This is a genomic window from Novosphingobium sp., assembly GCF_030696665.1.
Classification (GTDB): Bacteria; Pseudomonadota; Alphaproteobacteria; order Sphingomonadales; family Sphingomonadaceae; genus Novosphingobium.
The window spans coordinates 23,341-36,815 of sequence record NZ_JAUYRV010000006.1 but is presented as its reverse complement, the minus strand read 5'-3'; the positions used below and the strand labels follow the sequence as shown (position 1 = coordinate 36,815).

Here is a 13,475-nt window from a genome sequence, read left to right as displayed (position 1 = left end):
CCGTGCCCGGCAGCGCCTCAAGTTGCAGCCCGCCCTTGTTGCCTTCGAAGCCCAGAAACCATTTGAACGCGGTGGGCATCACCACAAAGTAGGCAAGGCTTGCCCCCATCGTGAACAGCACCGGTGTGGCCAGCAAAAACGGCAGGAACGCCTTCTTCTCGCGCGCATAAAGTCCGGGCGCAACAAAGGCCCACAACTGGTTGGCAATGATCGGAAAGCTGACCAGAAACGCCGCAAACATCGACACTTTCAGCTCTACGAAAAACGCTTCGTAAAGCTTGGTATAGATCAGCTTGCCCTGTCCCGGCGGAAAGGCGTGGACCAGCGGCTGCACCAGCACGGCAAAAATATCGTCGGCGAAATAGAAGCAGACCGCAAAGGTAGCGGCCAGCGCATAGACACAGCGCAGCAAGCGCGTGCGCAGTTCCAGCAGGTGGTCAAGCAGCGGGGCTTGGGTTTCATCGATGTCGCCGATCATGGCTGCGAGGCCTCCGGCTTAGCGGGCGGCGGCACGGTTTCTTCCGGCGGCATCGGGCCGATCATCACCGGATCAGCAGTTGGTACATCCGAAGCGAGCGGAACGGGATAAGGATCGTTCTGATCCGCCGCGGCGTCAGGCGTTTGCCCGGCCGCCGCAGCGGCCTCTTGCACGGCAGTCTCGCGCATGATGCGCTCGTTCTGCTCCTTCCACTTCTTCTCCATCTCCTCCATTTCCGCCTCGCGGATCATGGTTTCGATGCCAGAGCGGAAGTGGTTGGAAACGCTGCGCATTTTCGCCACCCACTTGCCCGCGGTGCGCAGGGCGAGTGGCAAGTCCTTCGGGCCGATCACCACGATCGCCACGATGGCCAGCACCAAAAGTTCGGACGCGCCGATATCAAACACGGCTATAGCGCCTTTTTATCAGTATCTTACTTGGCTTGATCGCTGGGCGTCGGCTGTGGCGCAGGCTGTGCGGGCGGCGTCTGCTGCTGCAGTTGGGCTGGCGGCGGCGGGACCGGCTTGTTTTCCTCTTCGGTCATGCCCTGCTTGAAGTTTTTGATACCCTTGCCAAAATCGCCCATCATCTCGGAAATGCGGCCACGACCAAACAGGACAAGAACGACCAGCGCCAACACGATCAGGTGCGGAAGGGAAAAGCTACCCATGTCACAAACTCCTTTGCGCCCCTAGATAGGGACGGCGCGCCCCACTTGCCAGCAATTCAATCGCTTCAATCCGCGCTTTCTTCGTCAGTCGGATCAAGTGTTTCCGTGTCCGCATCATCGCCCCCCGTCAAGACGGCAAACGCCTCGTCCACCGGATCGAGCAGACCCGCAGCCCGCAATTCCTCAATTCCGGGCAGATCGCGGCGCGATTGAAGGCCAAAATGCGTTAGAAATTCGGGGGTTGTCGCATAGATCGTAGGCCGCCCCGGAACTTCGCGGCGCCCGGCAATACGTATCCAGCCAGCCTCCAGCAGAACGTCCAAAGTGCCTTTGGCGGTCTGCACGCCGCGAATCGCTTCGATCTCGGCGCGGCTGACAGGTTCGTGGTAGGCGATGATCGCAAGGGCTTCTGTCGCAGCGCGCGAAAGGCGTCTTGGCTCTTCCTTTTCGCGGCGGAGCAGGTGGGCCAGATCAGGCGCAGTCTGGAAGTGCCAGCGGCCTCCTCGCTCCACCAGATGGACGCCTCGGTGCTCGTAGGTGCATCTCAGTGCAGTTAAGGATGCACCAACATCCGCGCCTTCAAGATGCGCAGAAATCTCTTGTTCGGTAAGAGGTTGCTCGGACGCAAACAGCGTCGCCTCAACCGCGCGTTCAAGGTCATCCGGTTGCGTCATCCGCGCGCTGCCCGCAACATCAGCGGCCCAAACGCTTGATCCTGCGCGATTTCTGCCCTGCCCTGCTTGGCCAGTTCCAGCGCCGCAAGGAAACTGGAAGCCAATGCAGATTTGCGCAACATCGGGTCGCCATCAAGCGGCAGGAAGGCCCGCAAATCGGTCCATTCCATCGCCACGCCGAGCATTTTCGATACCCGCGCCAGCGCCGCATCAAGCGTCATCACCGCCCGCTCGCGCACCATGTGGACCACAGGCTGGTTGCGATGCTTGATCCCGCCATAGGCCTGAATCAGCGCAAAAACATCGCACTTCCACAAGGCCTTGCGATCCACACGCAAGCCTTCGGGCGCGCCACGCACAAACACCTCGCGACCCACCCGGTCCCGCGCCATCAGCCGCGCACCCGCCTCACGCATCGCGCCCAGTCGCTGTAACCGCAATTGCAGCTTCAACGCCAATTCTTCGGGGCTTGGCTGCACTTCGGGATCACGTGGCAGCAGCAGCAGCGACTTGAGGTAAGCGAGCCACGCGGCCATCACCAGATAGTCGGCGGCCAGTTCCAGCTTCAACGCCTTGGCCTGCTCGATATAATCAAGATACTGGCCAACCAGTTCAAGAATAGAGATTTTCCGCAGGTCTACTTTCTGCCGCCGGGCCAGTTCCAGCAGCAAATCAAGCGGGCCTTCCCAGCCGTCCAGTTCCAGATAGAGCGCCGCATCGCCGGTTTCTGCCGAAGCAATGCCGGTCCATTCGGCGTCGCTATCAAACAGGGCAAGAGCTTCCATCAGGCCAGTGCCAGCAACTGGTCACGGGTGGCCAAAAGCGTTTGCTGTTCCGCAAGATGATTGGGTCCATCAAAGGCCGCAGTGGGGGCAAGCGCGTGGTCCAGACGTTCGGCGGTCTTCGCGCTCATGGGCGAGAGCGCCTTGGCGATGCCCACCATATCGTCCATTTTTGCCCAGCAATTCAGCGCTATATCACACCCTGCCGCCTGCGCCCGCGCGGCGCGATCTGGCACCTCGCCACCCAGCGCCTGCATGTCCAGATCGTCGGTGAGCAACAGGCCGTCAAAGCCGATGGCCTTGCGGATCACTTCCTCGATCACGAAACGTGAGAGCGTGGCGGGATTTTCGGCGTCCCAAGCGGTGAAGCGCAAGTGGCCGGTCATGCCGATGGTGGCGTTCCGCAGCGTGCGGAAAGGCGCGAGGTCCAGCTCCAGCTCCTCAGGCGAGGCGGTGACGAGCGGCGTTTCCTTGTGGCTGTCCACCAGCGAGCGGCCATGCCCCGGCATGTGTTTGACAACGCCCGCAATTCCGGCGCGGGCAAGACCATCGAGCGTCGCGCGACCCAGTGCCGCAACACGCATCGGTTCCGTGCCCAAGGCGCGGTCCCCGATCACGTCATGCGCGCCGGGCTGGCGCACATCGAGCAAAGGCAGGCAATCTACGCTGATCCCGGCTTCGGCGAGATCGAGGCCGAGCGCGTGGGCATTGGCCCGGGCGGCTTCGATGGCGCTGGCAGGTGCTATGTCATAGAGGCGGTCAAACGCCTCCCCCGCAGGATAGGGGAGCCACACCGGTGGCTTCATCCGCGCGACGCGGCCGCCCTCCTGATCGATGCAGATGAACGTGCGGTCGCGCCCATGAATGCTTCGCAAATCGTCAGTCAGCGCGCGCACCTGTTCGCGGCTTTCGATGTTGCGACCGAACAGGATGTACCCAGCAGGGTCAGAGTCGCGGAAGAACGCGCGTTCGTCGTCGGTCAAGACCGGGCCGGACAGGCCGAAGATGGCGGGTAGCATTGCCGAGGAATCGCGCAGCATTGCCAGTTTTGCAAGGGCAGTTGCGGTGATGGTGGGGGAAAAGGGGGCTTAGAATTTACCCCTGCATCAGCCCTTTGGACTGCCACCTCCCCATTTGTGCTTTGCAAAAACGGGGAGGATTGATTTCAGCTCAGCGCTTTACCTGGCACTTGAGGCCACCGGCCTGCAACTTGCGGCACAGCGCATCGGCGGCAGCGCCATCGCCCGCAACTGCTTGCAGGCGATAAACGGTGCCGATGTCGGCCTTGCCTTCGATTACGCGGTGCGAGAGGCCCTTGAGTGCTTCGTGGTTGCCCACCAGCTTTTGCCAGCCAGCTTCGGCAGTGGCGTTGGACGAGAACGCGCCAACCTGCACACCGACGCCGCCTGTTGCCGGAGCTGCGGCTGCTGCCGAGGCCGAGGCGCTGGGTTTTGCCGAAGGCGATGCTGCAGGCGCGGGCGAGGCTGAGCCGGCAAGGTTGGCAGCAGGCTTTTCGCCCTCGCTCACCTTGAAGCTGGAATCGCCGGTCCCTGCGAAAGTCTTGCCGCCCGGATCACTGGGCGCGACCTTGTAGGGTTCCTTGCTCGCCTCAATCAGGCTGCCATCGGCATTGTTGGCCACCGAATTGCGGTTGCTGGCATACCAGATGCCACCAATCAGTGCGGCGAGTGCAAGAAGGCCAGCGAGCGCGAAGCCGATCAACCGACCGTTGCCGCTGTCTTCCTCTTCACCATCAACGTCATCGGCGCTTTCGAGCCAAGGCAGGCGTTCTTCATCACCCAAAGCAAGGCGCGCAGCGTTCTCGGCGTCGAGCGATGTATCGCGGGCACCATCTACTGCTTCGTCCAGCTCCTCGGAAACGCTGAACGGCTTCAGCCCTTCAGGCTGCAGCACCGTCTTGTTGTCCCAGTCGTTCTGGTCATCATCGCCGTGCATGTCTTGTCCCTGCCCCAAAATCCGTGACGTCAAAGTTCTTCGGCAGCCACTACGCCAAGCAGCGCAAGGCCATTGCGGACTACTTGCCCGATTTGCGCGGCAAGGAAAAGGCGGGCTGCGGTCAAAGCGGAGTCATGTGCCACAATGAACCGCTTCTCGGGCCGGTCATTCCCCAAATTGTAGTAGGAATGGAACGCCGAGGCGAGGTCATGCAGGAAGAACGCGATGCGGTGCGGTTCGCGCGCAACGGCAGCAGCTTCGACAGTGCGCGGGAACTGTGCGGCGAGTTTGACCAGCGCCAGTTCCTCTTCACCCAGCAGGCCAAGGTTCTCTGCCGAGGGCATAAACCCTTCATCTGCGCCCTTTTTCAGGTTCCGGCAGATGCGCGCATGGGCGTACTGGACGTAGAAAACAGGGTTATCCTTGCTGGCTTCAACCACCTTGGCAAAGTCAAAGTCCATCTGCGCATCGGGCTTACGCGTGAGCATGGTGAAGCGCACCACGTCCTTGCCGACTTCATCAACAACATCCGAAAGGGTTACGAAAGTTCCGGCCCGCTTGGACATTTTCACCGGTTGGCCATCGCGCAGTAGCTGCACCATCTGCACCAGTTTGACTTCAAAAGGCTTTGCCGTGCCACCTTCGGCGCTGGTCAGAGCAGCGACAGCCGCCTTGATCCGTTTGACCGTTCCGGCGTGATCCGCGCCCCAGATGTCCACCAGCGCATCGGCGTTTTGCGACTTCTGGAAGTGATAGGCGAGGTCAGCGCCGAAATAGGTCCACGCGCCGTTCGATTTCTTGATCGGGCGGTCCTGATCGTCACCGAATTTGGTGGACCGGAACAGCGGCAGTTCAACCGGCTCCCAATCGTCCAGCGTCTTGCCCTTGGGCGCTTCCAGCAGGCCATCATAGATCAGATCGTGGCTGCGCAAGTATTGCTCAGCCGCATCGACCTTGCCCGAGGCCTGCAGTTCGGCTTCGGACGAGAACAGATCGTGGCGAATGCCGAGCGTGGCCAGATCGGCGCGGATCATGTCCATCATCGCGGCCACGGCGCGCGTGCGGAACAGGATCAGCCAGTCGGATTCTGGCGCTTCCTTGTAGGTATCGCCAAATTCCTCGACCAGCGCCTGGCCCACGGGGACGAGGTAATCGCCCGGATAGAGGCCTTCGGGAATTTCGATGCTCTGTCCCAGTGCCTCAAGATACCGCATGTGAACCGAGCGGGCGAGCACATCGACCTGCGCACCCGCATCGTTGACATAGTATTCCTTGATGACCTTGTGCCCGGCATAGGCCAGCAGATCCGCCAGCGCATCGCCCACCACCGCGCCACGGCAATGGCCCATGTGCATCGGGCCGGTGGGGTTGGCCGAGACGTATTCGACATTCACGACCCTGCCGCCACCCATCTGCGAGCGGCCATAATCCGCAGCGCTCTGCGCGATCAGGGCGAGTTCGCCGCGCCATGCATCGTCGGTCAGGCGCAGGTTGATGAAGCCGGGCCCGGCGATTTCAGCCGAGACCACGCGGGGTTCTTTTTCCAGTTCGGCCACCAGCAAAGCGGCCAGAGCGCGCGGGTTGGTTCCGGCAGGCTTGGCCAGCACCATCGCGGCGTTGGTGGACAGATCACCATGCGAAGGATCGCGCGGGGGTTCACACGTAACCGCGCCGCGTGGCAGGCCTGCAGGCAGGGTACCGGCGGCTTCGAGCGCGGTTAGCGCAGTGTCGATTACCGATGCGAAATCGGCGTGAAGGTTGATCCGGGCGTCAGTCATGGCCGCGCGGTTAGCCCAATCTCTCCGCAAGCGAAAGGGATTGGTTTGCAGTCAGTTTTAGCTGGGGACAGCCCACCCCCGACCCCTCCCGCCTGCGGGAGGGGAGAACAACTGCTTTATTTGCGGACGTTGAACTGCAATTGCGCATCGGTCAGTTGGAAGCCAACGAGCAGTTCGAAGTTGGCGCGGGCAAGTGCGGCCTTTACGTCTGGCTGCGAGAGCGGATCGACGGCAGCGTCCTGATCCCCGGCGCGGCGCTTGCGCGTGATGCGATCGACCATATCTTCAGGCAGCGAAGCTTCGGCCTTTTCGACATAGGCGGCGGCTTGGCCCTTCGCACTGGCGCGGGCCTGTCCGTCGGCGAACTCGATCACGACTTTGCCCAGACGCTTGGCAACAACGATGTTGCCACCACGGATCACGGTGGAAAAGTAGGGCAGTTCGACGCGGCGTGCGCCGCTGGTGTTGGTGCGGCGGGCCAGCACATCGAAGCTGGCGACAGAGTAAAGCTTTTCGCCATCGGTGCACTGCGCACGCAAGTTGGTGATGACCGCTTCGACATCGATTGAGGCCGAATCGGTGCGGCCCGGTGCGGTGAAAGTGGTCACATCGCCGGTGTAATCAGGAATGCCAACACGCGGGCACGGATCGCGCAGCGCGGTGACGCCCACGGCATCATCGACCACCAGTTCGCCGCTTTTGCCGCCACATGCCGAAAGCGCCAGCGCCGCAACGAGCGGAGCGCCCAGAAGGGCAAAACGGCGGGCGGATGCGTTCATGGGCACTGTATCCTTAAGGTCGCATGTGGCGCGTGGGGCACCGGAATTTTGGCCACCTCTAATCGCCGCAGTGGCTTTCGGCAATGGCGGTGGGCTTTGGTTGCTGCTAAGTGCGGCTGCATGAACGCCAGCTTGCCAGATGTCGCCGCCGGAACGGCCCCTATTCGCCTGCTTATTGCCGCCCCGCGTGGCTTCTGCGCCGGAGTGGACCGCGCAATCGAAATCGTCGAACGCGCGATCGAGCGCTATGGCGCACCCGTCTATGTGCGGCATGAGATCGTGCATAACCGCTTTGTGGTCGACGGCCTGAAAGCCAAGGGCGCGATCTTTGTGGAAGAACTGGATCAGGTGCCCGATGGCGCGCCGGTAGTGTTTTCCGCGCATGGCGTGCCCAAAGTGGTGCCGCAGGACGCGACCGAGCGGGGGCTGGACTGGCTGGATGCCACCTGCCCACTGGTGTCAAAGGTCCACCGGCAGGCTGAACGGCAGGTAGAAGCCGGGCGGCACATCCTGTTTGTGGGGCACAAGGGGCACCCCGAAGTGATTGGCACGATGGGTCAGGTTCCAGTTGGCACGATCACCTTGGTCGAGACTGTGGCCGATGTGGCCAAGCTGGACTTTGCGGCAGACACGCCGCTGGCCTTCCTGACGCAGACCACGCTTTCGGTGGACGACACGCGCGAAATCGTGGAGGCGCTGCGGGCAAAGTTTCCGCAGATCGTCGGGCCGAAGGCAGAGGACATCTGCTATGCCACATCGAACCGGCAGGAAGCGGTGAAGGCGATTGCCGGGGAATGTGATCTGCTGCTGGTGATCGGCGCTCCCAACAGCTCCAATTCGCTGCGGCTGGTCGAAGTGGCTGAACGCATGGGCACGCGTTCACGGCTGATCCAGCGCGCGAACGAGATTGAGCCTGAATGGCTGGACGGCGTGACCACGCTGGGCGTGACGGCAGGGGCCTCTGCGCCCGAAGTGCTGGTGCGCGAAGTGGTGGCAAAGATCGGCACGTTGCGCAACGTGACCGAGGAAACCGTGACCACCGCCGAGGAAAAGATGGTGTTCAAGCTGCCGCGCCAGCTGCTCGACTGAAAGCACTGATATAATGGCGGTTTACACCCAGATCGGCGCGGAAGAGATGGCCGCGCTTGTGAATGAATTTGACGTGGGCGAGCTGGTCTCGGCCAAGGGCATTGCCGAGGGCGTGTCCAATTCCAACTGGCTGCTGGAGACGACCGGGCGCGATGGATCGGGCGCGCGCTTCATCCTGACGATGTACGAGTTCCGCATCGAGTTGGAGGATCTGCCCTATTTCCTCTCACTGCTCGATCACCTTGCGGCCAAGGGCTGCCCGGTGCCACGCACTATCCATGACCGCGAAGGCGCGCTCTATCGCAAGCGGGGCGAAAAGGCGCTGGCGCTGATCGAATTCCTGCCCGGCGTTTCTGTGAGCGAGCCGACCGTGGAGCAGGCCCGCGCTGTGGGAGCGGCGCTGGCGCAGATGCATCATGCGGCGGCGGACTTTGCCGGCACACGCGCCAATGGCATGGGGTTGGCCGAGTGGCAGCGTCTGTTCGATGCCTGTGGCCAGGACGGACTGGCCATCATCGATCCAGCACTGGCCGGGCTGGTGGCCGAGCATCTGCCCAAGGTGGCGGCCGCTTGGCCCGCAGACCTGCCGCAATCGGTGATCCACGCAGACCTGTTCCCCGACAACGTGCTGATGCGCGGGGACAGGGTGAGCGGGTTGATCGACTTCTACTTCGCCTGCAACGACCTGATGGCCTATGATGTGGCGGTAACGCATGCGGCGTGGTGTTTCGATGCCTCGGGGGAGACATTTGACGCCGATATCTCGCGCGCATTGCTGGCGGGGTATGAGGCGGTGCGCCCGCTATCGGATCAGGAGCGCGCCGCACTGCCATTGCTCGCCCAGGGCGCGGCTCTGCGCTTCACTTCCAGCCGTGCCTATGATTGGCTGAACACGCCTGCCGATGCGCTGGTGATGCGCAAAGACCCGATGGCCTTTGCGCGGCGGCTTGAGTTTTACGCCGCCAATCCCGGAGTATTTGCATGAAGCACGTTCAGATCTTCACCGACGGCGCGTGCAAGGGCAATCCCGGCAAAGGCGGCTGGGGCGCGCTGCTGCGCATTGGCGAGCATGAGCGGGAGATGGCAGGGTCCGAAAAGGACACGACCAACAACCGTATGGAACTGATGGCGGCAATCCAGGCGCTGCAGGCGCTCAAGCAGCCCTGTCAGGTGACGCTCCACACGGACAGCAAATATGTGCTCGACGGCATCACCAAATGGATCTTCGGCTGGCAGAAAAAGGGCTGGAAAACCGCTGACAACAAGCCGGTGAAAAACGAAGACCTGTGGCGCCTTCTGGTGGACGCGGTGCGCCCGCACAAGATCGAATGGGTTTGGGTAAAAGGCCACGATGGCCACCCCGAGAATGAGCGGGTGGACAAACTGGCGAGCGACGCGGCGATTGCAGCCTGAGGGGCTGCCGACAATCCAGCCGCGCCCCGGCCGCCTCAATACGCCGCAACAAGCCTCCGGAGCATCGCCGCCACATCGGGATGCGCAGCAAAACCCAGATGCGTGCAGCGCATGGGCACGGCAAGATCCCGCTCACCCTTGCGACCGCAAGCGGAACGGGGCGAGACGATGCCGTCGCGGGCGCTCCAAAGGGCGACGGTGGGCACCGGGGGCTTGACCGACATTTCTGCGCCGATGGGCGGTTCGTCCACTGAATGGCCCGCGATCAACTGATAAGCGCGCCATGCGTTGTTGGCGCGGCGGTCTCCGGAAAAGGGCGTGCCCATCGTGACGACCAGCCGCACCGCTTCAGGGTGCATGCGTGCCACTTCCCGCGCGAAGATGCCGCCAAGGCTCCAGCCGACCAGCACCAGCGGTTCGCCTTCCTTGCGCGCCATCGCCACTACACGCTCGCACAAGCGTTCGAAGCGGTCCTCGCTCGGCCCGAAGTTGAAGCCGAGGCCCCAATCGCTGACGCGGTGTCCGGCGGCTTCGAGCGCGCGGCCGAGCGGCTTCATCCGCACAGGATGCGTGCCGAAGCCGGGGAGCAGCATGACCGGGCGCGAGGGCGCGGTCGATTCATCCGTAGCGCGCGGTTGGCGCGTGGCTTGCCAATGCTCAACCGGCGTGCGCAGTTCACCAAGCAAGGCCTGCCATTTCGGCCCGTGCACACCTTGTGGACGCGGCTGCAGCGCCAGCGCACCGCGACGCGCGACTTCTTCACGCAGCAGGTTAAACCGCGCAGTCACCTGCCCGATTCCGCCTGCTCTTTCCGATGGGTTCAAGATCATTGCCATTATCTGCGCCCTATCGACCTAACCATCGATGAACGCCAGCTTTGCATGATTGTTTCAAATTCGCGTCAAGAATGCAAATCCATGACGCCCATTATGAAGTCTCGTCGCCCTTGCATTCGCCCATGTGCTTGGAGTTCATCGACATAGCCACCGACATGGTCTTGCCGTTGGGGGCGCTGCCATCCATGTTCATCGTCATGTCATAAGAGCTGTCGCTGTAGGTGCCTGCCATCTTCATCTTGGCCGCCGCGCCCGCTTGCCCCCCTTGGCTTTTGCAAGTCATCGTCGCGTCGATCTTGCCATCACCCATCGTGAAGCTGTCATAGCGGCAATCCTCACCCTGCTGGCCGAAGAACCCGCCGTCGGGCTTTTCAGCCTCTTCCTGAGTCAAGCACGAGGCAAAGGTCTGGCTCTGCCCCATCATCTGCTGCATCGCCTGCTTGGCCTCGGGCGGCATGCCTTCAACCTCAAGCTTGGCAATCTTCATCTTCAATTCCCAGCGGCCCGGCTTCAATTTCATGCCCGCATCGGCAACCGATTTGGCCACTTCAGCCGTGCTGGCGTTCTTCTTGTCGACCGTCGCATCGTCGCCACAGGCGGCCAGCAAAAGCAGCGGGATCAGGGCAATCGTGGCGCGCATGAGGCTCTCCGTCGTTCGTTCTGCGCGAGAGGCTAACAGCCCGACGAAAAAGCGCCAGTGCCGTGCGTCACCACGGTTGCGTGGACGCGGTTTGTTCCCCATATCCGGCGGCATGGCTGAACTCGTTATCCGCAGGGGACTCGAAGAACCCGACACTTCCGGCACTTTCGTGCCCCACCGCCCTGCCCGCCCCGACAAGGTCGAGGGCGGCAGGCCGTTCAAGGTCGTCTCGGAATACCAGCCTGCAGGCGATCAGCCCACCGCGATTGCCGATCTTGTGGCCGGCATTCGCGGGGAAGATGGGCGTGACGGCGATCAGACGCAGGTGCTGCTGGGCGTCACCGGCTCGGGCAAGACCTTCACGATGGCCAAGGTGATCGAGGAACTGCAGCGGCCCGCCCTGATCCTGGCACCCAACAAGATCCTCGCCGCGCAGCTTTATGGCGAGATGAAGAGCTTCTTCCCCGAAAACGCGGTGGAGTACTTCGTCTCGTACTACGACTATTATCAGCCCGAAGCCTACGTCCCCCGGTCTGACACCTACATCGAAAAGGAAAGCTCCACCAACGAAGCGATCGACCGGATGCGCCATTCGGCCACGCGGTCCTTGCTCGAACGCGACGACGTGATCATCGTCGCCTCGGTTTCGTGCATCTATGGCATCGGCTCGGTCGAAACCTATTCGGCGATGATCTTTGATCTGAAAGCCGGGCAAACGGTGGACAGCGGCGAGATCATCCGCAAGCTGGTGGCACTGCAGTACAAGCGCAACGATACCGGGTTTGGGCGCGGAAACTTCCGCGTGCGGGGCGACAATCTCGAAATCTTCCCTTCGCACTATGACGATACCGCATGGCGCATCAGCTTCTTCGGTGACGAGGTGGAACAGATCGCGGAGTTCGACCCGCTGACCGGCAAGACCGGCGAAAAACTTACCAATGTGCGCGTCTATGCCAATTCGCACTACGTCACGCCCGGGCCGACGATGCAACAGGCGGCGCAGGCGATCCGGTTCGAACTGACCGAGCGGCTGAAGGAACTGGTCGAGGAAGGCAAACTGCTCGAAGCGCAGCGGCTGGAACAGCGCACCAACTTCGACCTTGAGATGATCGCCGCGACAGGTTCGTGCGCCGGGATCGAGAACTACAGCCGCTTCCTCACCGGACGCCTTCCGGGCGAACCGCCGCCAACGCTGTTTGAATACCTGCCCGAGAACGCGCTGCTGTTCCTCGATGAAAGCCACCAGACGGTGCCCCAGATCAGCGCGATGGCGCGCGGGGACCACCGCCGCAAGATGACGCTGGCCGAATACGGCTTCCGCCTGCCCAGTTGCATCGACAACCGCCCGCTGCGCTTCAACGAATGGGACGCAATGCGCCCGCAGACGGTGGCGGTTTCAGCGACGCCCGCGTCATGGGAAATGGAACAGGCGGGCGGCGTGTTTGCCGAACAGGTGATCCGCCCCACCGGCCTGATCGATCCGCCGGTAGAAATCCGCCCGGTCGAAGATCAGGTGCAGGACTGCATCAACGAGTGCAAGAAGACCGCCGCCAACGGCTACCGCACGCTCGTCACCACGCTGACCAAGCGCATGGCCGAAGACCTGACCGAGTTCATGCACGAAGCGGGCCTGCGCGTGCGCTACATGCACTCGGATGTCGAAACACTGGAACGCATAGAGTTGATCCGCGATCTGCGGCTGGGCGTCTATGATGTGCTCGTCGGCATCAACCTGCTGCGCGAAGGCCTCGACATTCCCGAATGCGGGCTGGTGACCATTCTGGACGCAGACAAGGAAGGCTTCCTGCGCAGCGAAACCTCGCTGATCCAAACCATCGGACGCGCCGCCCGTAACGTGGATGGCCGCGTGATCCTCTATGCCGACCGGATGACTGGCAGCATGGAACGCGCCATCGCCGAAACCGACCGCCGCCGCGCCAAGCAGGAGGAATACAACGCCCTCCACGGCATCACCCCCACCACGATCAAGCGCAACATCCACGACATCGTCGCCGACACATCAAACCGCGACGGCGTGCTGGTGGACATCGACGCCGAAGGCACCAACAACCTCGTCGGCCACAACCTGCGCGGATATATCGAGGATCTGGAAAAGAAGATGCGCGCTGCGGCGGCGGATCTGGAGTTCGAGGAAGCTGGACGCTTGCGCGATGAAATCCGGCGTTTGGAGGCCACCGAACTTGGTCTGCCTGCGAGTGAACACAAAGCGCCGATTGTGGGGCGGAGCAACGAGGGCAAGCCGGGAACGCGCAAGACGCGCTATGGGAAGAGCCAGAAGACGAAGTGGGGGAAGTGAAATCAGGCGTTGTAAGCAGATGCTACACAACGTGACGGCGGTAACGCGACGCAGATTTTCAGG

The 13,475-nt window shown here is 62.2% G+C and carries 15 protein-coding genes; 4 read left to right on the top strand and 11 right to left on the bottom strand.

Annotated elements, in window-relative coordinates; all coding sequences use genetic code 11:
• The 9 genes from tatC to Q8R81_RS00950 all read right to left on the bottom strand — a co-directional run.
• Positions 1 to 478: twin-arginine translocase subunit TatC (gene tatC / locus Q8R81_RS00990; protein WP_305615292.1), on the bottom strand; the 478-nt coding region annotated here is incomplete at its 3' end.
• Positions 475 to 885: a Sec-independent protein translocase protein TatB gene (gene tatB, locus Q8R81_RS00985; protein ID WP_305615290.1), complete on the bottom strand. Its 411-nt coding sequence runs from the start codon at positions 883 to 885 to the stop codon at positions 475 to 477. The genes tatB and tatC, both read right to left, overlap by 4 nt.
• Before the next feature lie 26 nt (positions 886 to 911).
• Positions 912 to 1,148 (bottom strand): twin-arginine translocase TatA/TatE family subunit, encoded by a 237-nt coding sequence (locus tag Q8R81_RS00980; protein ID WP_305615288.1) that lies wholly within the window; start codon positions 1,146 to 1,148, stop codon positions 912 to 914.
• 65 nt (positions 1,149 to 1,213) lie between these two features.
• Positions 1,214 to 1,822 carry an SMC-Scp complex subunit ScpB gene (scpB, locus tag Q8R81_RS00975; RefSeq protein WP_305615286.1) on the bottom strand — a complete coding sequence of 203 codons (609 nt, stop codon included), beginning with the start codon at positions 1,820 to 1,822 and terminating at the stop codon, positions 1,214 to 1,216.
• Complete coding sequence (locus tag Q8R81_RS00970; RefSeq protein WP_305615284.1) at positions 1,819 to 2,607, bottom strand: ScpA family protein; 789 nt, start codon at positions 2,605 to 2,607, stop codon at positions 1,819 to 1,821. The genes scpB and Q8R81_RS00970 overlap by 4 nt, the downstream gene beginning before the upstream one ends.
• The gene (gene nagZ / locus Q8R81_RS00965) at positions 2,607 to 3,623 is read right to left on the bottom strand and encodes a beta-N-acetylhexosaminidase (RefSeq protein ID WP_305615282.1); all 1,017 of its coding nucleotides are present in this window, start codon (positions 3,621 to 3,623) and stop codon (positions 2,607 to 2,609) included. Before nagZ ends, Q8R81_RS00970 begins: the two co-directional genes overlap by 1 nt.
• Positions 3,624 to 3,774: 151 nt before the next feature.
• A complete protein-coding gene (locus Q8R81_RS00960) occupies positions 3,775 to 4,560 on the bottom strand; it encodes an SPOR domain-containing protein (RefSeq protein ID WP_305615281.1) in 786 nt (261 codons plus the stop codon).
• 29 nt (positions 4,561 to 4,589) lie between these two features.
• A complete protein-coding gene (argS, locus tag Q8R81_RS00955; RefSeq protein ID WP_305615279.1) occupies positions 4,590 to 6,338 on the bottom strand; it encodes an arginine--tRNA ligase in 1,749 nt (582 codons plus the stop codon).
• A gap of 116 nt (positions 6,339 to 6,454) precedes the next feature.
• Positions 6,455 to 7,117: a hypothetical protein gene (locus Q8R81_RS00950; protein WP_305615277.1), complete on the bottom strand. Its 663-nt coding sequence runs from the start codon at positions 7,115 to 7,117 to the stop codon at positions 6,455 to 6,457.
• A 120-nt stretch (positions 7,118 to 7,237) separates the two neighbouring features.
• Here Q8R81_RS00950 and ispH point away from each other — a divergent pair, with 120 nt between their 5' ends.
• The 3 genes from ispH to rnhA are packed head-to-tail and all read left to right on the top strand — an operon-like array spanning position 7,238 to position 9,619.
• Positions 7,238 to 8,206, top strand: coding sequence for a 4-hydroxy-3-methylbut-2-enyl diphosphate reductase (gene ispH / locus Q8R81_RS00945; RefSeq protein ID WP_305615276.1), 969 nt, complete (start codon positions 7,238 to 7,240; stop codon positions 8,204 to 8,206).
• Positions 8,207 to 8,219: 13 nt separating this feature from the next.
• Positions 8,220 to 9,191 carry a homoserine kinase gene (thrB, locus tag Q8R81_RS00940; protein WP_305615275.1) on the top strand — a complete coding sequence of 324 codons (972 nt, stop codon included), beginning with the start codon at positions 8,220 to 8,222 and terminating at the stop codon, positions 9,189 to 9,191.
• Entirely contained in the window at positions 9,188 to 9,619 is a 432-nt protein-coding gene (gene rnhA, locus Q8R81_RS00935) for a ribonuclease HI (protein ID WP_305615274.1), read from the top strand. Before thrB ends, rnhA begins: the two co-directional genes overlap by 4 nt.
• A gap of 35 nt (positions 9,620 to 9,654) precedes the next feature.
• On the opposite strand, the gene Q8R81_RS00930 is transcribed toward rnhA, so the two are convergent.
• Together Q8R81_RS00930 and Q8R81_RS00925 are read right to left on the bottom strand one after the other, a co-directional pair.
• Complete coding sequence (locus Q8R81_RS00930; RefSeq protein WP_305615273.1) at positions 9,655 to 10,407, bottom strand: triacylglycerol lipase; 753 nt, start codon at positions 10,405 to 10,407, stop codon at positions 9,655 to 9,657.
• Between the two features lie 139 nt (positions 10,408 to 10,546).
• Complete coding sequence (locus Q8R81_RS00925; protein WP_305615271.1) at positions 10,547 to 11,095, bottom strand: DUF3617 domain-containing protein; 549 nt, start codon at positions 11,093 to 11,095, stop codon at positions 10,547 to 10,549.
• Positions 11,096 to 11,207: 112 nt separating this feature from the next.
• On the opposite strand from Q8R81_RS00925, the gene uvrB reads away from it, so the two are divergent.
• Positions 11,208 to 13,412: an excinuclease ABC subunit UvrB gene (gene uvrB / locus Q8R81_RS00920; RefSeq protein WP_305615269.1), complete on the top strand. Its 2,205-nt coding sequence runs from the start codon at positions 11,208 to 11,210 to the stop codon at positions 13,410 to 13,412.
• Positions 13,413 to 13,475: the final 63 nt, after the last annotated feature.